Genomic DNA, 14889 nt, shown 5'->3' with positions numbered 1-14889 from the left:
AAACTATAGTGCCAATCAAAAAGTACAAACCGACCTCTCCGGCAAGACGCAACATGTCTGTGTCTACGTTTGAAGAAATTACAACAAACCAGCCAGAGAAATCGTTGCTGTCCCCGCTGTTCAAACATGCAGGACGCAACAACCAAGGTAAAATTACGGTTCGTCACCATGGCGGCGGACACAAACGTAAATACCGTATCATTGACTTTAAGCGGACTAAAGACGGCATACCAGGTAGCGTTGCTACAATCGAGTATGACCCGAACCGTACTTCCAATATTGCTTTGATCCACTATGCTGATGGAGAGAAACGTTATATCATCGCTCCTAAAGGCCTTAAGGTTGGGGATAAAGTTGAGTCTGGCCCTGCTGCAGACATCAAAATTGGTAACAGCCTTCCGCTGATCAACATCCCGGTAGGTACAGTTATCCACAACATCGAGCTGAAACCTGGCAAAGGCGGACAATTGGTTCGTGCTGCTGGTACTGAAGCCCAGTTGCTTGGTAAAGAAGATAAATACGTATCTGTTCGTTTGAACTCGGGTGAGGTTCGCAGAATCCTCAGCGTTTGCCGTGCGACTATCGGAGCCGTAGGTAACGGAGATCATGAACTGATCAAGATTGGTAAAGCCGGACGCAGCCGCTGGCTCGGACGTCGTCCTGAAGTACGCGGTGTTGTCATGAACCCTAACGATCACCCACACGGTGGTGGTGAAGGCCGCGCTCCAATCGGACGGAAATCGCCAATGTCACCTTGGGGCAAACCAACCCTTGGCTACAAAACGCGTAAGAAAAACAAAGCATCTGATAAATATATCGTTCGTCGCCGCACAAAATAAGACGCTTCAGGCAAGTTAGGTAAGCGCGAAGCGTCGATTCGCGGTTTTGAAGAACCAGATGAAGGGAGGATTCACACATGGGTCGCAGTTTAAAGAAGGGGCCGTTCATTGATGGCTACCTGCTGAAAAAAGTTGAGGTTTTGAACGAGACAGACAAGAAAGTTGTAGTAAAAACCTGGTCCCGTCGCTCAACCATTTTCCCTCAGTTTATCGGACATACGTTTGGTGTATATGACGGCCGCAAACACGTGCCTGTATACGTAACAGAAGATATGGTAGGTCACAAGTTGGGCGAGTTCGCGCCAACACGTACTTACAAAGGCCACGCGGGTGACGATAAGAAAACAAGAAGATAATTAACGTCTTCGTTTGAGAGGAGGGAAAACAATGGAAGCAAAAGCACATGCAAGATCGGTGCGGATTTCCGCTCGTAAAGCGAAACTGGTTATTGACTTGATTCGCGGCAAGCAAGTGGGGGAAGCAATTGCAATTCTTCGCCACACTCCGAAGTCCGCTTCTCCGGTTGTTGAGAAGCTACTGAACTCGGCGATAGCGAATGCTGAGCATAACTACTCTATGGACGTTAACAGCTTATTCGTAAGCGAGGTTTTCGTTAACCAGGGTCCTACAATGAAACGTTTCCGTCCGCGCGCCATGGGCCGCGCAAGCCGGATCAATAAACGTACCAGCCACATTACTTTGGTGGTATCTGAGAAATAAGGAGGGATAACACGTGGGTCAAAAGGTAAATCCAGTAGGACTCCGAGTCGGTATTATTCGCGATTGGGAATCAAAATGGTATGCAGGCAAAGATTTCGGTACTCTTTTAATGGAAGACGTTAGAATCCGGGAATACCTTAAAGGCAAGCTGAAAGATTCCTCTGTTTCCCGCATCGAGATTGAAAGAGCGGCAAACCGAGTGAACGTTACAATTCACACTGCCAAGCCTGGTATGGTAATTGGTAAAGGCGGAGCAGAAGTAGAAGTACTTCGCAGCGCAGTTACAACTATCGCCGGCGGTAAAAAAGTACACATCAACATCAATGAAATTAAACACCCTGAACTGGATGCTATTCTTGTTGCTGAAAGCATTGCACAACAGCTGGAACGTCGCGTATCGTTCCGTCGTGCTCTGAAACAAGCCATTCAAAGAACTATGCGTTCCGGCGCAAAGGGAATTAAAACTCAGGTTGGCGGACGTCTTGGCGGCGCTGAGATTGCCCGTTCAGAAGGCTATAGCGAAGGAACAGTTCCACTTCATACGCTTCGTGCTGATATCGATTACGGAACAGCTGAAGCACATACAACTTACGGCCTTATCGGCGTAAAAGTATGGATCTACCGTGGAGAAGTTCTTCCCCCAGCTAAGAAACATGCTGCTCAGGAAGGAGGCAACTAATTATGTTGGTACCAAAGCGCGTTAAACACCGCAAGCAACAACGCGGTCACATGAGAGGTATGGCAAAAGGCGGAACCGAGCTCAACTTCGGCGAATATGGTCTGCAGGCTATGGAGCCATCTTGGATCACTAACCGTCAGATCGAAGCTGCACGTATCGCGATGACACGTTACATCAAACGTGGCGGTCAGGTTTGGATCAAGATTTTCCCGGATAAGCCAATTACTCAGAAGCCTCTCGAGGTTCGTATGGGTAGTGGTAAAGGTAACGTTGAGAAGTGGGTAGCAGTAGTTAAACCGGGTAAGATTATGTTCGAACTCGGAGGCGTGTCGGAAGAAATCGCTCGTGAAGCGATGCGTCTTGCCGCTCACAAGCTGCCTGTAAAGACTAAGTTTGTGAAACGTGAAGAATTGGGTGGTGAAGCAAATGAAAGCTAATGAACTTCGCAACTTAACCACTGCTGAGATTGAACAGAAAATCGCCGGATTCAAGGAAGAACTTTTCAATCTCCGTTTTCAATTGGCAACAGGCCAACTGGATAACCCGACTCGGATTCGTGATGTGCGTAAGGAAATAGCTCGTGCTAAAACCGTTATCCATCAAAGAGTACTTGGGATTAGTTAAGTGACGGCGGATGCTTAATCCGTAATCAGGAAGGAGGCTAACTATGAGCGAAGAGCGTAATGCACGTAAAGTGTTGACCGGTAAAGTAGTCAGCGACAAAATGGATAAAACCATCGTAATTGCTGTTGAAACCTATAAAAAGCACAATCTGTATCACAAACGCATCAAGTCCACGAAGAAATTCAAGGCACATGATGAAGAGAATGTTGCTAAAATTGGTGATGTCGTGAAAGTCATGGAAACTCGTCCATTGTCGAAGGACAAACGGTGGAGACTGGTTGAAGTGATAGAAAAAGCGGTTATCATCTAAGATATAAAGCAGATCCCTTTCCGGAAGGAGGAAAAAATAATGATTCAACCATTTACACGTTTGCATGTGGCTGACAACTCTGGTGCGAAGGAACTGATGTGTATCCGCGTACTGGGTGGTACTGGACGTCGTACAGCGGCAATCGGCGATTTGATCGTTTGTTCCGTTAAACAAGCAACACCAGGCGGCGTTGTCAAAAAGGGTGATGTTGTTAGAGCGGTAGTTGTTCGTACAAAACGTTCGGTACGCCGTAAAGACGGATCTTACATCGCATTCGATGAGAATGCAGCTGTTGTTGTTAAAGACGACAGAAGCCCACGCGGAACACGTATCTTCGGACCAGTTGCCCGCGAACTTCGCGACAAGGACTACATGAAGATCGTTTCCTTGGCACCGGAAGTAATCTAAAAATTCGAGTGATGCTCGGGTGTACTTGAAAAGGTCAGTTATAGGAGGTGTAATGAATGCCTAGAGTTAAAAAAGTTCTGGAATCCCATAACAATAAACTGCACGTGAAAAAAGATGATGTGGTACTTGTGATCAGCGGGAAAGACAAAGGTAAAAAAGGCCGTGTCATCGCTGCTTATCCTCGTCAAAACCGCGTCCTGGTAGAAGGCGTGAACATGGTGAAGAAACACCAGAAGCCTAACCAGTTGAATCCGCAAGGCGGAATCATCGAGCAGGAAGCTACGATCCATGTGTCCAACGTAATGCACATTGATCCGAAGAGCGGGAAAGTTACGCGTATCGGCTATAAAGTACTAGATAACGGTAAGAAGGTTCGGGTAGCAAAAAGATCCGGAGAGATTATCGACTAATACAGTCCTAATGAAAGGAGGTAAATCTTCATGGCAGCAAGAATGAAAGAACGTTTTCTGAATGAAATCACACCATCTTTGATGCAGAAGTTTAACTACACAACAGTTATGCAAGTGCCTAAGATCGAGAAGATCGTCATCAACATGGGTGTGGGTGACGCTGTTCAAAACTCCAAAGTACTTGACGCTGCAGTTAACGACATGCAGTTGATCACTGGTCAAAAGCCAATCATCACCAAAGCAAAGAAATCCATCGCCGGTTTTAAACTGCGCGAAAATATGCCGATCGGGGTTAAAGTAACACTGCGCGGCGAGCGTATGTATTACTTCCTGGATAAATTGATCAACGTAACGCTTCCACGCGTTCGTGACTTCCGTGGTATTTCCAGCAAAGCCTTTGATGGCCGTGGTAACTACACACTGGGTCTTAAAGAACAATTGATCTTCCCGGAAATCGAATATGACAAAGTGGATAAGGTCCGCGGTATGGACATCGTTATTGTAACAACTGCAAAGACGGACGAGGAATCCCGTGAGCTGCTGAATCAGCTGGGAATGCCTTTCATAAAATAAGAATTATCCATTTCTCCGAAAATGTTTAGGAGGTGTCAGTCTAAGTGGCAAAGACTTCAATGAAAGTTAAACAACAACGCGAGCCTAAGTTCAAAGTACGTGCATATACACGTTGCGAGCGTTGCGGTCGTCCACATTCGGTACTGCAAAAGTTCAAAATTTGCAGAATTTGTTTCCGTGAATTAGCTTATAAAGGCCAGATTCCTGGCGTGAAAAAAGCAAGTTGGTAAGAAGTTTATAAACGGGAAGGAGGTTTACACACATGACTATGTCTGATCCTATTGCAGATATGCTTACTCGTATTCGTAACGCCAACACTGTGCGTCACGAGACAGTAGAAATGCCTGCTTCTACTATGAAAAAACAAATCGCGGACATCTTGAAGCGTGAGGGCTTCATTCGTGATGCTGAATTCGTTGAAGATAGCAAACAAGGGATTATCCGTATTTTCCTGAAATACGGCCCAAGCCAGGAACGCGTTATCACTGGTCTGAAAAGAATCAGTAAACCAGGTCTTCGCGTATACACGAAGAGCAATGAAGTGCCTCGTGTACTCGGTGGCCTTGGAATCGCGATTATCTCCACATCTAAGGGAGTTATGACCGACAAAGAAGCTCGTCAATCTAAATCCGGCGGAGAAGTTGTCTGCTACATTTGGTAATAAACGTCACAAGATAAGGAGGTGCAACACATGTCTCGTATTGGTCGCAAACCAATCGCAGTACCTAGCGGTGTAGATGTCACTTTGGACAACACCGTTATTACAGTAAAAGGTCCTAAAGGCACTTTGACTCGTGAGCTTCATAAAGACATGAAGATTACAGTTGAAAATAACGAAATCACTGTTGTTCGCCCGTCGGACAACAAAATGCATCGTTCACTTCACGGCACAACCCGCTCCGTTGTCAACAACATGGTGAGTGGTGTGACTGAAGGTTTCTCGAAATCTCTGGAACTGGTTGGGGTCGGATATCGTGCAAGCAAATCCGGAGATAAAATCGTACTGAACGTTGGTTATTCCCACCCGGTTGAAATCACACCGGAAGCGGGTATCGAGTTCGATGTTCCTGCGAACACGAAGATCATCGTTAGAGGGATTGATAAAGAACGCGTTGGCGCTTATGCTGCCAAAATTCGTTCCGTACGTGAACCTGAACCATACAAAGGTAAAGGTATCAAATATGAAGGCGAGCGTATCATCCGCAAGGAAGGTAAAGCTGGTAAGAAGAAATAACCAGCTCTACCTTAATTGTAAGATACCCCGCGCATCTTAAAGTGAAGCTGTTTACGGCAAACTGAAGGGAGTGAAAGGGAAGACATGATTACAAAAGAGGATAAAAACAAGGCTCGTCTCAAAAGACACCTGCGTGTTCGTAAGAAGATCCAGGGTACTACTGAGCGTCCACGTTTGAATGTGTTCCGTTCTTCGAAACACATCTATGCTCAACTTATCGATGATGTGACAGGCGTAACTATCGTAGCTGCCTCCACGCTGGATAAGGAATTGAGTGCTACAATCGGAAATGGCGGCAGCGTTGAAGCTGCAAGCAAAGTGGGTCAATTGATCGCTGAGCGTGCCAAAGAAAAGGGTTATGCAGTGGTTGTATTTGACCGCGGTGGATACTTGTACCATGGACGGATTCAGGCTTTGGCTAGCGCAGCTCGCGAAGCTGGTCTTGAATTCTAGAATATTTCTAAAAGGAGGTTAACGACTTGCGTGTAGATCCGAACAGTTTAGAACTGACAGAAAGAGTTGTACACATCAACCGTGTTGCAAAAGTTGTAAAAGGCGGACGCCGTTTCAGCTTTAGTGCACTTGTTGTTGTGGGCGACGGCAACGGCTACGTTGGTGCTGGTATCGGTAAAGCCGGCGAAGTTCCGGATGCCATCCGTAAAGGCATTGAAGACGCCAAGAAAAACCTGATCCACATTCCAATCGTAGGAACTTCGATTCCTCACCTGGTTACTGGACATTTCGGCGCAGGACGCGTTCTGCTGAAACCAGCATCTGAAGGTACCGGCGTTATCGCTGGTGGACCGGTTCGTGCGGTGCTTGAATTGGCAGGCGTTGGCGACATCTTGACAAAATCTTTGGGTTCTTCGAATTCCATGAATATGGTCAATGCAACTTTAGAGGGTCTTTCCCGTCTGAAGCGCATTGAAGAGGTCGCGAAGCTTCGCGGCAAATCTGTCGAAGAATTACGCGGTTAAGGAGGGGAAAGTCAATGGCAAAATTGCAAATTACCCTCGTACGCAGTGTAATTGGACGTCCAGAAACACAACGTGTTACTGTTAAGACGCTCGGCCTGCGCAAAACCAACTCGTCCGTGGTTCACAACGACACTCCTGCAATTCGCGGGATGATCAACAAAGTGGGCCACTTACTGTCCGTTACTGAAATTGAAGGCTAAAAAGCCTCACATAAATTAACAAACATAAGGAGGTGCAAACGATGAAGTTACATGAACTTGCTCCAGCTCCTGGATCACGTAAAGAACGCAACCGCGTTGGTCGTGGACCAAGTAGCGGTAACGGTAAAACTTCGGGCCGTGGCCACAAAGGTCAAAACTCCCGTTCCGGCGGTGGTGTACGTCCAGGCTTCGAGGGTGGACAAAACCCACTCTATCGTCGTCTGCCTAAACGTGGTTTCGTCAATCCTACCCGTAAAGAGTATGCGATTGTGAACCTGGAAGATCTGAATAGCTTTGCAGAAGGAACAGAAGTAACTCCTGAGCTTTTGCTTGAAACTGGTGTTGTCAGCAACACTAAGAGCGGCATCAAGATTCTCGGCAACGGTGAACTGGCTGTTAAATTGACTGTCAAAGCAAATAAGTTCTCTCAATCTGCGGTAGAGAAAATCGAAGCTGCCGGCGGTAAAACCGAGGTGATCTAATGTTCAAGACGTTTAAGAATATATGGCATGTTGAAGATTTGCGCAAAAAGATCCTGTTTACCCTGTTCGTTCTGATCATTTACCGCATCGGTTCGTTTGTACCGGTTCCCGGTGTGAACAAAGAAGTACTGCAAACAGCAAATCAGGGCGGAGACGCTTTGATGGGTCTTTTGAACACCTTCTCGGGCGGAGCGCTTAAAAACTTTTCGATTTTTGCGATCAGCATTTACCCGTATATTACAGCATCCATCATAGTTCAATTGCTTTCGATGGATGTTATTCCTAAGTTTGCCGAATGGGCTAAGCAAGGAGAACACGGGAAAAAGCAGCTGGCGCAAATTACGCGTTACGGCACAGTAGTGCTGGGTTTGATTCAAGCGTTTGCCACATCTATCGGGTTTAACCGAATTTATGGCACTGAGATGATTCCAAATGCAACCTTTGCGGATTACCTGCTTATTGCGATCATATTAACGGCGGGTACATCGTTCTTGATGTGGTTAGGTGAGCAGATCACTGAAAAGGGTATAGGAAACGGGATTTCGATCCTGATTTTTGCGGGAATCGTCGCCGCCTTTCCGGGATATATCACCACTACGGCGCAATCAAGCTTTATCCAGCCGGGTCAGATGTTCCTGAATATTCTTAAAGTCGTTATTGTACTGATCGTGGTTGTTGCGATTATTGTCGGGGTAATCTTTGTTCAACAAGGTATCCGTAAAATCCCTGTACAATATGCCAAGCGCGTAGTCGGTAACAAAATGTACGGTGGACAGAATACGCACATTCCGCTTAAAATTAATGCGGCTGGTGTAATTCCTGTTATCTTCGCCGTTTCGCTGCTTCAATTCCCAATCGTTTTATCGAGCTTCTGGTCCACCCACACTTGGGCTAAATGGGTCTCAGCTAATCTGGATCATACCAAGCCGCTCGGCATGCTGCTTTATGTAGTCATGATCATCGGATTTACGTTCTTCTATACGTTTGTCCAGATGAACCCGCAGCAAATGGCCGATAATATGAAAAAGAATGGCGGATACATTCCAGGTATACGTCCAGGTAAGGCTACAGAGAAATACCTGACTAGAGTAATGTCGCGTCTGACGATGTCCGGTGCGCTGTTCCTATCACTAATCTCTGTACTGCCAGTATTATTTGGATCGTTGTCCGGGTTGCCGAAGCAAGTACAGATTGGTGGTACTGCACTCCTGATCGTTATTGGTGTTGCACTGGATACCATGAAGCAGATCGAGAGCCAATTGATCAAACGCCATTACAAAGGCTTCATCAATAAATAGGCGATAGGTTCCGGAGAAGTACCTAAGGTTTTAAACTTCCCGGTACCTATTGTGCTGTTTCTTGCTTGGTGGCGAACTTTTGGGGGGAGAAGAGAATCGTGAACATTTTATTCATGGGCCCTCCTGGGGCAGGCAAGGGAACACAAGCTGCTGTTGTTGTTAAAGAACTTGGTATTCCGCATATTTCGACTGGTGATGCTTTTCGCTTGGCAATCAAGCAGGGAACACCGATCGGGCTGAAGGCTAAGTCTTACATCGATGAAGGTTTGCTTGTACCTGATGATGTGACTATTGGAATCGTTGAAGAACGGCTGCAGCAGTCCGATTGCGAAAAAGGTTTTTTATTGGATGGCTTTCCAAGAACCCTTTCGCAAGCGGAAGCGCTGGGAGAAATCCTCAGCCGGCTTGGGAGTTCACTGGATCACGTTGTTAACTTGAATGTGGACCGCGGACTGCTGATGGCGCGTCTTACCGGACGCCGGATCTGCTCAGTATGCGGAACATCCTACCATTTAATTTTCAACCCGCCGAAGCAAGAGGGCATCTGTGACATTGATGGCGGTGAATTGTATCAGCGTCCGGATGACAACGAAGAGAGTGTAGGCAAGCGTCTGGATGAGTATGATAACAAAACGGCGCCGCTGCTTGCATTTTATGACGATAAAGGTCTTGTGCGTCAGGTAAACGGAGAAAACGAAATCAATGTCGTTTCTTCTGAAATCGTATCTATGCTGCGGGGTTAATGTAATGATCATTTGCAAATCCGAACAGGAACTTGTCTTTATGAGGGAAGCTGGTCGAATTGTTGCCGAGAGTCACCGTCTTATTGCTGAGGCCATCCAGCCAGGCATTACCACTGGTGAGCTCGACAGAATCGCCGATGTGTACATTCGCAGTCAGGGTGCTGTGCCGTCTTTCAAAGGCTACAACGGTTTTCCTGCCAGCATTTGCGCTTCAGTCAACGAACAATTGGTGCATGGATTTCCTGGGAAACGCAAACTGGTAGAAGGCGACATCGTTACGCTGGACATCGGTGCTGAGTACCGCGGTTATCACGGTGATTCCGCCTGGACATACGGGGTGGGCAGCATTTCCGAAGAGGCTCAGCGTCTGCTGGATGTCACGGAAGGCTCCCTGTACGCTGGACTGGCGTTAGTCAAACCGGATGTGCGCTTGTTTACAATCTCCCATGCAATCCAAGCATACATTGAAGACGCCGGGTTCTCCGTTGTCCGCGAGTATGTTGGCCATGGCATTGGGGCAGAACTGCATGAAGAACCGCAAATTCCGAACTATGGCATAACGGACCGCGGACCACGTCTGAAGCCGGGTATGGTACTCGCCATTGAGCCGATGGTTAACGCAGGAGACCGATATGTCAGAACGCTGGAAGATAACTGGACAGTCGTTACGGTAGACGGCTCACTATGTGCTCACTTCGAGCATACAGTAGCAGTTACACCGGACGGCATGGAGATTTTCACAAAACTGAATGCGTAGGTGATCTTCACGTGAATACTGGGAGCAGCCCGCAGGTTGGTCAAATCGTGAGAATTCTCAAAGGCAAGGATGCCGGAGAGGCTGCCGTTGTTATCGCAGTTGTGGATAGCAGATTTGTATATATTGCTGACGGGGACAAACGTAAGTTTGACAGTCCAAAGAAGAAGAATATTCAGCACTTGGAGCTCATACCCTTCATCAGCAGTGAGATTGTAGACAGTTTGGAAGAAACCGGCCGGGTCACCAACGGAAAGCTGCGGTTTGCAGTGATGAAGTATGGAGTGCCCGCTGGAAAAAGTGCTAATGAGAAAGGAGACTAACTGTGGCTAAGGAAGACGTCATTGAGGTAGAAGGAACGGTTATTGAGCCGTTGCCTAACGCAACGTTTAAGGTTGAGCTTGAGAACGGTCATCAAATACTTGCCCATGTGTCCGGGAAATTGCGGATGCACTTTATCCGTATCCTAACCGGAGACAAAGTGGTCGTGCAGTTATCGCCTTATGATTTATCAAAAGGCCGTATAACTTACCGTAAATAGATGGGAACTACAACAAAAGTTTTGCTTCGCGAAACTTTGAGGAGGTAATTAACATGAAGGTAAGACCTTCTGTAAAGCCCATGTGCGAAAAATGCAAAGTCATCCGCCGCAAAGGGACTGTTATGGTAATTTGCGAAAATCCGAAACACAAACAAAAACAAGGTTAAGAAGGGGGTGTAGCGTAAAATGGCTCGTATAGCTGGAGTGGATTTGCCACGTGATAAGCGCGTTGAGATCGCCTTGACTTATATTTTCGGAATCGGTAAAACGACTTCCCAGAAAATTCTTAATGAAACAGGCATTGACGTTAACACACGTGTCCGTGATTTGACGGAAGATGAAGTCAGCAAACTGCGTGAAACGATCGACAAAGAGGTTAAGGTTGAAGGTGACCTTCGTCGTGAAATTTCCTTGAATATTAAGCGTCTTACTGAGATCGGCTGTTACCGCGGTGTTCGTCACCGTCGTGGATTGCCTGTTCGCGGTCAACGTACCAAAACCAATGCTCGTACTCGTAAAGGCCCGCGTCGTACTGTAGCAAACAAAAAGAAATAAGAAGAGGTGATAAGAGACAATGGCTAAACCGAAAAAAGTCGTACGTACGAAACGTCGCGACCGGAAAAATATCGAGTCTGGCGTGGCACATATCCGTTCCACGTTCAATAACACTATCGTTACGATCACGGACCCTCACGGGAATGCAATTTCCTGGGCAAGCTCCGGCGGTCAAGGATTCAAAGGTTCCCGTAAATCGACTCCATTTGCAGCGCAAATGGCAGCCGAATCAGCTGCTAAGGCAGCTATGGAACACGGCATGAAGTCCGTTGAAGTTATGGTTAAAGGACCGGGCGCGGGCCGCGAAGCAGCCATCCGTTCCCTTCAGGCCGCTGGTCTTGAAGTAAACCTCATTAAAGACGTTACTCCGGTTCCTCACAATGGATGCCGTCCGCCGAAGCGTCGCCGCGTTTAGTACAATCAGAATTGTGATTGTGGTATAATTCTGACGCATCTGCTAATAATAGGTGTTTAGGCATACTACATGATACACCTGATGGGGTGACTGTTTCATATAGGAGCGACGTTTGAAGGAGGGGTACACTCGTGATAGAAATCGAAAAGCCGAAGATTGAGACCGTAGAAGCCAATGATGATGGAACCTATGGGAAATTCGTAGTTGAACCGCTGGAACGTGGATATGGCACGACTCTGGGGAACTCGCTTCGCCGGATCTTGCTTTCCTCCCTTCCGGGAGCCGCAGTGACTTCGGTCCAAATTGACGGCGTTCTGCATGAGTTCTCGACCGTTCCCGGCGTAATGGAAGATGTGACGGAAATCATCCTGAACCTTAAAGCTCTTTCTCTGAAGATTCATTCGGACGAAGAGAAAGTGTTCGAGATTGATGCTGAAGGAGAAGGCATCGTTACCGCAGGTGATATCCGTGCGGACAGCGATGTTGAGATCCTGAACCCGGATCTTCATATTGCAACGCTGGGACCTGGTGCGAGACTGCACATGCGCATTTTTGCAGGCCGTGGTCGCGGCTACGTCCAAGCGGACCGGAACAAACGCGACGATCAGCCAATTGGTGTAATTCCAGTTGACTCTATCTACACTCCTATTTCACGTGTGAATTACGGTATTGATAATACCCGTGTTGGTCAAGTGACTAACTACGACAAGTTGACGCTGGAGATTTGGACAGATGGCAGTATCCGACCGGAAGAAGCCGTTAGCCTTGGAGCCAAAATTTTGAACGAGCACCTCGTTCTATTCGTAGGTCTTACGGATGAAGCGAAAGACGCCGAAATTATGGTTGAAAAAGAAGAAGACAAAAAAGAAAAAGTACTTGAGATGACTATCGAGGAGCTTGATCTTTCTGTCCGTTCCTACAACTGCCTCAAACGTGCCGGTATTAATACCGTGCAAGAGCTGACTACGAAAACTGAAGAAGATATGATGAAGGTTCGTAACTTGGGCCGCAAATCTTTGGAAGAGGTTCAAGAGAAGCTTGAGGAACTTGGTTTGGGACTTCGAACAGAAGAATAGTACCCGGAGTTCTTGAGACTTGAGTGAAGGAGGGAAAACAAAATGGCATACCAAAAATTGGGCCGTGATTCCAGCGCGCGTAAAGCATTGTTCCGCGATATGGTAACGGATCTGTTCCTATACGAACGTATTCAGACAACAGAAGCCAAAGCGAAGGAAGTTCGTTCCATCGCTGAGAAACTGATCACTAAAGCGAAAAAGGGCGATCTTCATGCTCGCCGTCAAGTAGCTGCATTTGTTCGTCGTGAGACTGTAGATGGTGAACAAGATGCAATCCAAAAATTGTTCTCTGACATTGCTCCACGTTACACAGAGCGTCCAGGCGGATACACTCGTATCCTGAAGCTGGGACCTCGCCGTGGCGATGCTGCGCCTATGGTTTATCTTGAACTGGTAGACCGCGCGTAGTTTCACAAGCCATGATTTCCGGATGTACGCTTTACGTATTTAACGTTATTGTACTGCAGGGCATATTACCCTGCCGTGCAAATAACCGCGGGAATCACCTTGTATAGAGTAGAAGGAGCTCCCGCCGGGGCTCTTTTTTTTGAGAACAATTCAAGTATATGGACCAACAGGAGAATGAAATGCGCAATCTATTGATGAAAGTCAATTATGACGGTACCCATTATGATGGCTTTCAGACCCAGCCTCAGGGCAATACGATTCAGGACAAGCTGGAGCATGCTATTCTCCATCTGACCGGTGAGAGGCTCAAAATCACGGGCTCAGGACGGACTGATGCGGGGGTGCACGCTTATGGCCAACCTTTTAACTTCATAACCTCCTCCCAGATTCCGCTGGAGCGCTGGTGTCTGGCTCTGAATGCCAGGCTGCCGCAGGACATCGTGGTTACAGAGGCCGCTGAGGTTCCGCTCTCGTTCCACTCCCGTAGAGGGGCGAAGCGCAAAACCTACCGGTACACGATTAACGGTAACCGGTTCCCGGACCCGTTCCAGCGGCGCTGGCAGCATCATCATCCGATGAAGCTGAACGTTCCTGCGATGGAGCTGGGGCTAAGCGCGCTGCTGGGTACCCATGATTACACCTCGTTTGCGTCCAGGAAGTCTACCAAGACCTCGCATGTGCGGACCATTTATGAGGCTTATCTTGAAGTAGACCGCAGCATGTGCCGCCCGGGCTCTCCTGACCAGGGAGTGATCCATACCTATATTACAGGTAGTGGCTTTCTGCAGCATATGGTACGCATTATTATGGGAACGCTGATGCAAGTGGGGCAAGGTAAAATCAGCGCAGATAGAATGCCTGCCATTCTTGCGGCTTGTGATCGTGCAGCGGCCGGACCTACGGCTGTGTCTAAGGGGCTGGCACTCTGGAATGTGGAATATGACGAGATAGACGACTAAACAGCCGATACTATATTTTTTATGAAAATAAGTACTGATTGTTTAAAAATCGCTTGCGCTTGTCATGTTTATACTGTAATATAAAAGTTGTGTTTTCTTGATGGCTATCCCACAGCCCCGATCAAGGAAATGCCAACAAATAAGTTTTTTAACTCACTAAATTGTAATTCAATCGCGAAACAAGATATACGAAACAGATGATTTTCGTACGAGAACAAGGAGGAAAAATTCATGCGTACCACCTACATGGCGAAGCCGAACGAAGTTGAACGCAATTGGCACATCATTGATGCCGAAGGCAAAACACTTGGCCGTTTGGCAAGCGAAGCCGCTGCTCTGATCCGCGGCAAACACAAACCGCAATTCACTCCACACGTTGATACTGGTGATTTCGTAATTGTTATCAACGCTGAGAAGATTCACCTCACAGGTAAGAAAATGCAAAACAAGAAATATTACCGTCACTCGATGCACCCAGGTGGCTTGAAAGTTACCGTTGCGGAAGAACTGCTCAAGACTAGACCTGAGCGTATGATTGAATTCGCAGTTCATGGTATGATTCCTAAGACTCGTCAAGGTGATCACATGAAGCTGAGACTCAAAGTATATGCAGGCGCTGAACATCCACATGCAGCACAAAAACCTGAAGTTTACGAACTTCGCGGATAAGAATAAAGGAGGACA

Annotated in this window: 29 protein-coding genes; all 29 read left to right on the top strand. The window is 47.2% G+C overall.

What is annotated here, in order from left to right; all coding sequences use genetic code 11:
- The first annotated feature begins 8 nt into the window (after window positions 1–8).
- The 29 genes from rplB (at window position 9) to rplM (ending at window position 14874) form a co-directional block, all read left to right on the top strand.
- The gene (gene rplB / locus NST43_RS27730) at window positions 9–839 is read left to right on the top strand and encodes a 50S ribosomal protein L2 (RefSeq protein WP_036692392.1); all 831 of its coding nucleotides are present in this window, start codon (window positions 9–11) and stop codon (window positions 837–839) included.
- Window positions 840–916: 77 nt separating this feature from the next.
- Complete coding sequence (gene rpsS, locus NST43_RS27725) at window positions 917–1195, top strand: 30S ribosomal protein S19 (RefSeq protein ID WP_209994327.1); 279 nt, start codon at window positions 917–919, stop codon at window positions 1193–1195.
- A 31-nt stretch (window positions 1196–1226) separates the two neighbouring features.
- The gene (gene rplV, locus NST43_RS27720) at window positions 1227–1559 is read left to right on the top strand and encodes a 50S ribosomal protein L22 (protein ID WP_154970576.1); all 333 of its coding nucleotides are present in this window, start codon (window positions 1227–1229) and stop codon (window positions 1557–1559) included.
- A 13-nt stretch (window positions 1560–1572) separates the two neighbouring features.
- A complete protein-coding gene (gene rpsC, locus NST43_RS27715; RefSeq protein WP_209994328.1) occupies window positions 1573–2238 on the top strand; it encodes a 30S ribosomal protein S3 in 666 nt (221 codons plus the stop codon).
- 2 nt (window positions 2239–2240) lie between these two features.
- The gene (gene rplP, locus NST43_RS27710; RefSeq protein WP_209994329.1) at window positions 2241–2675 is read left to right on the top strand and encodes a 50S ribosomal protein L16; all 435 of its coding nucleotides are present in this window, start codon (window positions 2241–2243) and stop codon (window positions 2673–2675) included.
- On the top strand, window positions 2665–2862 hold the full coding sequence (rpmC, locus tag NST43_RS27705) for a 50S ribosomal protein L29 (RefSeq protein WP_019908232.1): 198 nt from the start codon (window positions 2665–2667) through the stop codon (window positions 2860–2862). The genes rplP and rpmC overlap by 11 nt, the downstream gene beginning before the upstream one ends.
- Window positions 2863–2905: 43 nt before the next feature.
- A complete protein-coding gene (gene rpsQ, locus NST43_RS27700; protein WP_209994330.1) occupies window positions 2906–3172 on the top strand; it encodes a 30S ribosomal protein S17 in 267 nt (88 codons plus the stop codon).
- A gap of 39 nt (window positions 3173–3211) precedes the next feature.
- A complete protein-coding gene (rplN, locus tag NST43_RS27695; RefSeq protein ID WP_036680556.1) occupies window positions 3212–3580 on the top strand; it encodes a 50S ribosomal protein L14 in 369 nt (122 codons plus the stop codon).
- 56 nt (window positions 3581–3636) lie between these two features.
- Window positions 3637–3990, top strand: coding sequence for a 50S ribosomal protein L24 (gene rplX, locus NST43_RS27690; RefSeq protein ID WP_209994331.1), 354 nt, complete (start codon window positions 3637–3639; stop codon window positions 3988–3990).
- Window positions 3991–4020: 30 nt separating this feature from the next.
- Window positions 4021–4563 (top strand): 50S ribosomal protein L5, encoded by a 543-nt coding sequence (gene rplE, locus NST43_RS27685; protein WP_209994332.1) that lies wholly within the window; start codon window positions 4021–4023, stop codon window positions 4561–4563.
- A gap of 44 nt (window positions 4564–4607) precedes the next feature.
- Window positions 4608–4793 carry a type Z 30S ribosomal protein S14 gene (locus tag NST43_RS27680; protein WP_036589425.1) on the top strand — a complete coding sequence of 62 codons (186 nt, stop codon included), beginning with the start codon at window positions 4608–4610 and terminating at the stop codon, window positions 4791–4793.
- A gap of 32 nt (window positions 4794–4825) precedes the next feature.
- Complete coding sequence (gene rpsH, locus NST43_RS27675) at window positions 4826–5224, top strand: 30S ribosomal protein S8 (protein WP_036692403.1); 399 nt, start codon at window positions 4826–4828, stop codon at window positions 5222–5224.
- A 30-nt stretch (window positions 5225–5254) separates the two neighbouring features.
- Window positions 5255–5797 carry a 50S ribosomal protein L6 gene (gene rplF / locus NST43_RS27670; protein ID WP_209994333.1) on the top strand — a complete coding sequence of 181 codons (543 nt, stop codon included), beginning with the start codon at window positions 5255–5257 and terminating at the stop codon, window positions 5795–5797.
- Between the two features lie 84 nt (window positions 5798–5881).
- The gene (gene rplR, locus NST43_RS27665) at window positions 5882–6250 is read left to right on the top strand and encodes a 50S ribosomal protein L18 (RefSeq protein ID WP_173140480.1); all 369 of its coding nucleotides are present in this window, start codon (window positions 5882–5884) and stop codon (window positions 6248–6250) included.
- Between the two features lie 26 nt (window positions 6251–6276).
- Window positions 6277–6774 (top strand): 30S ribosomal protein S5, encoded by a 498-nt coding sequence (rpsE, locus tag NST43_RS27660; RefSeq protein ID WP_036652980.1) that lies wholly within the window; start codon window positions 6277–6279, stop codon window positions 6772–6774.
- Window positions 6775–6788: 14 nt separating this feature from the next.
- Complete coding sequence (gene rpmD / locus NST43_RS27655; RefSeq protein ID WP_209994334.1) at window positions 6789–6974, top strand: 50S ribosomal protein L30; 186 nt, start codon at window positions 6789–6791, stop codon at window positions 6972–6974.
- A gap of 41 nt (window positions 6975–7015) precedes the next feature.
- Window positions 7016–7456 (top strand): 50S ribosomal protein L15, encoded by a 441-nt coding sequence (rplO, locus tag NST43_RS27650; protein ID WP_036692409.1) that lies wholly within the window; start codon window positions 7016–7018, stop codon window positions 7454–7456.
- Window positions 7456–8754: a preprotein translocase subunit SecY gene (gene secY / locus NST43_RS27645; protein WP_339220558.1), complete on the top strand. Its 1299-nt coding sequence runs from the start codon at window positions 7456–7458 to the stop codon at window positions 8752–8754. Before rplO ends, secY begins: the two co-directional genes overlap by 1 nt.
- 98 nt (window positions 8755–8852) lie before the next feature.
- Entirely contained in the window at window positions 8853–9497 is a 645-nt protein-coding gene (locus NST43_RS27640; protein WP_209994336.1) for an adenylate kinase, read from the top strand.
- Window positions 9498–9501: 4 nt separating this feature from the next.
- Window positions 9502–10254, top strand: coding sequence for a type I methionyl aminopeptidase (map, locus tag NST43_RS27635; protein WP_209994337.1), 753 nt, complete (start codon window positions 9502–9504; stop codon window positions 10252–10254).
- Between the two features lie 11 nt (window positions 10255–10265).
- Window positions 10266–10574: a KOW domain-containing RNA-binding protein gene (locus NST43_RS27630; RefSeq protein WP_209994338.1), complete on the top strand. Its 309-nt coding sequence runs from the start codon at window positions 10266–10268 to the stop codon at window positions 10572–10574.
- A gap of 2 nt (window positions 10575–10576) precedes the next feature.
- Window positions 10577–10792, top strand: coding sequence for a translation initiation factor IF-1 (gene infA / locus NST43_RS27625; RefSeq protein WP_018753971.1), 216 nt, complete (start codon window positions 10577–10579; stop codon window positions 10790–10792).
- Window positions 10793–10845: 53 nt separating this feature from the next.
- Window positions 10846–10959 carry a 50S ribosomal protein L36 gene (gene rpmJ, locus NST43_RS27620; protein ID WP_026688601.1) on the top strand — a complete coding sequence of 38 codons (114 nt, stop codon included), beginning with the start codon at window positions 10846–10848 and terminating at the stop codon, window positions 10957–10959.
- A 19-nt stretch (window positions 10960–10978) separates the two neighbouring features.
- Window positions 10979–11347 (top strand): 30S ribosomal protein S13, encoded by a 369-nt coding sequence (gene rpsM / locus NST43_RS27615; protein WP_036721817.1) that lies wholly within the window; start codon window positions 10979–10981, stop codon window positions 11345–11347.
- Between the two features lie 19 nt (window positions 11348–11366).
- Complete coding sequence (rpsK, locus tag NST43_RS27610; RefSeq protein WP_019908251.1) at window positions 11367–11762, top strand: 30S ribosomal protein S11; 396 nt, start codon at window positions 11367–11369, stop codon at window positions 11760–11762.
- A gap of 131 nt (window positions 11763–11893) precedes the next feature.
- On the top strand, window positions 11894–12838 hold the full coding sequence (locus NST43_RS27605) for a DNA-directed RNA polymerase subunit alpha (RefSeq protein ID WP_036692422.1): 945 nt from the start codon (window positions 11894–11896) through the stop codon (window positions 12836–12838).
- 42 nt (window positions 12839–12880) lie between these two features.
- Window positions 12881–13246 carry a 50S ribosomal protein L17 gene (gene rplQ, locus NST43_RS27600; protein ID WP_019908254.1) on the top strand — a complete coding sequence of 122 codons (366 nt, stop codon included), beginning with the start codon at window positions 12881–12883 and terminating at the stop codon, window positions 13244–13246.
- 179 nt (window positions 13247–13425) lie between these two features.
- Entirely contained in the window at window positions 13426–14205 is a 780-nt protein-coding gene (gene truA, locus NST43_RS27595; protein WP_209994339.1) for a tRNA pseudouridine(38-40) synthase TruA, read from the top strand.
- Window positions 14206–14436: 231 nt separating this feature from the next.
- Complete coding sequence (rplM, locus tag NST43_RS27590) at window positions 14437–14874, top strand: 50S ribosomal protein L13 (protein WP_209994340.1); 438 nt, start codon at window positions 14437–14439, stop codon at window positions 14872–14874.
- Window positions 14875–14889: the final 15 nt, after the last annotated feature.

This window comes from Paenibacillus sp. FSL H8-0332 (assembly GCF_037963835.1).
GTDB classification, from domain to species: domain Bacteria; phylum Bacillota; class Bacilli; order Paenibacillales; family Paenibacillaceae; genus Paenibacillus_AQ; species Paenibacillus_AQ rhizoplanae.
The sequence above is the reverse complement of the archived record's forward strand: the minus strand, read 5'-3'. Positions and strand labels throughout refer to the sequence as shown.

Coding starts and splice junctions, on each gene's coding strand:
- rplE (WP_209994332.1), top strand. CDS start 4,021: ATGGCAGCAAGAATGAAAGAACGTTTTCTGAATGAAATCACACCATCT.
- rplO (WP_036692409.1), top strand. CDS start 7,016: ATGAAGTTACATGAACTTGCTCCAGCTCCTGGATCACGTAAAGAACGC.
- rplQ (WP_019908254.1), top strand. CDS start 12,881: ATGGCATACCAAAAATTGGGCCGTGATTCCAGCGCGCGTAAAGCATTG.
- rpmC (WP_019908232.1), top strand. CDS start 2,665: ATGAAAGCTAATGAACTTCGCAACTTAACCACTGCTGAGATTGAACAG.
- rpmD (WP_209994334.1), top strand. CDS start 6,789: ATGGCAAAATTGCAAATTACCCTCGTACGCAGTGTAATTGGACGTCCA.
- rplX (WP_209994331.1), top strand. CDS start 3,637: ATGCCTAGAGTTAAAAAAGTTCTGGAATCCCATAACAATAAACTGCAC.
- rpmJ (WP_026688601.1), top strand. CDS start 10,846: ATGAAGGTAAGACCTTCTGTAAAGCCCATGTGCGAAAAATGCAAAGTC.
- rplN (WP_036680556.1), top strand. CDS start 3,212: ATGATTCAACCATTTACACGTTTGCATGTGGCTGACAACTCTGGTGCG.
- rplF (WP_209994333.1), top strand. CDS start 5,255: ATGTCTCGTATTGGTCGCAAACCAATCGCAGTACCTAGCGGTGTAGAT.
- secY (WP_339220558.1), top strand. CDS start 7,456: ATGTTCAAGACGTTTAAGAATATATGGCATGTTGAAGATTTGCGCAAA.
- rpsK (WP_019908251.1), top strand. CDS start 11,367: ATGGCTAAACCGAAAAAAGTCGTACGTACGAAACGTCGCGACCGGAAA.
- map (WP_209994337.1), top strand. CDS start 9,502: ATGATCATTTGCAAATCCGAACAGGAACTTGTCTTTATGAGGGAAGCT.
- rplV (WP_154970576.1), top strand. CDS start 1,227: ATGGAAGCAAAAGCACATGCAAGATCGGTGCGGATTTCCGCTCGTAAA.
- rpsH (WP_036692403.1), top strand. CDS start 4,826: ATGACTATGTCTGATCCTATTGCAGATATGCTTACTCGTATTCGTAAC.
- rpsS (WP_209994327.1), top strand. CDS start 917: ATGGGTCGCAGTTTAAAGAAGGGGCCGTTCATTGATGGCTACCTGCTG.
- rplP (WP_209994329.1), top strand. CDS start 2,241: ATGTTGGTACCAAAGCGCGTTAAACACCGCAAGCAACAACGCGGTCAC.
- truA (WP_209994339.1), top strand. CDS start 13,426: ATGCGCAATCTATTGATGAAAGTCAATTATGACGGTACCCATTATGAT.
- rpsQ (WP_209994330.1), top strand. CDS start 2,906: ATGAGCGAAGAGCGTAATGCACGTAAAGTGTTGACCGGTAAAGTAGTC.
- rplR (WP_173140480.1), top strand. CDS start 5,882: ATGATTACAAAAGAGGATAAAAACAAGGCTCGTCTCAAAAGACACCTG.
- rplM (WP_209994340.1), top strand. CDS start 14,437: ATGCGTACCACCTACATGGCGAAGCCGAACGAAGTTGAACGCAATTGG.
- rpsM (WP_036721817.1), top strand. CDS start 10,979: ATGGCTCGTATAGCTGGAGTGGATTTGCCACGTGATAAGCGCGTTGAG.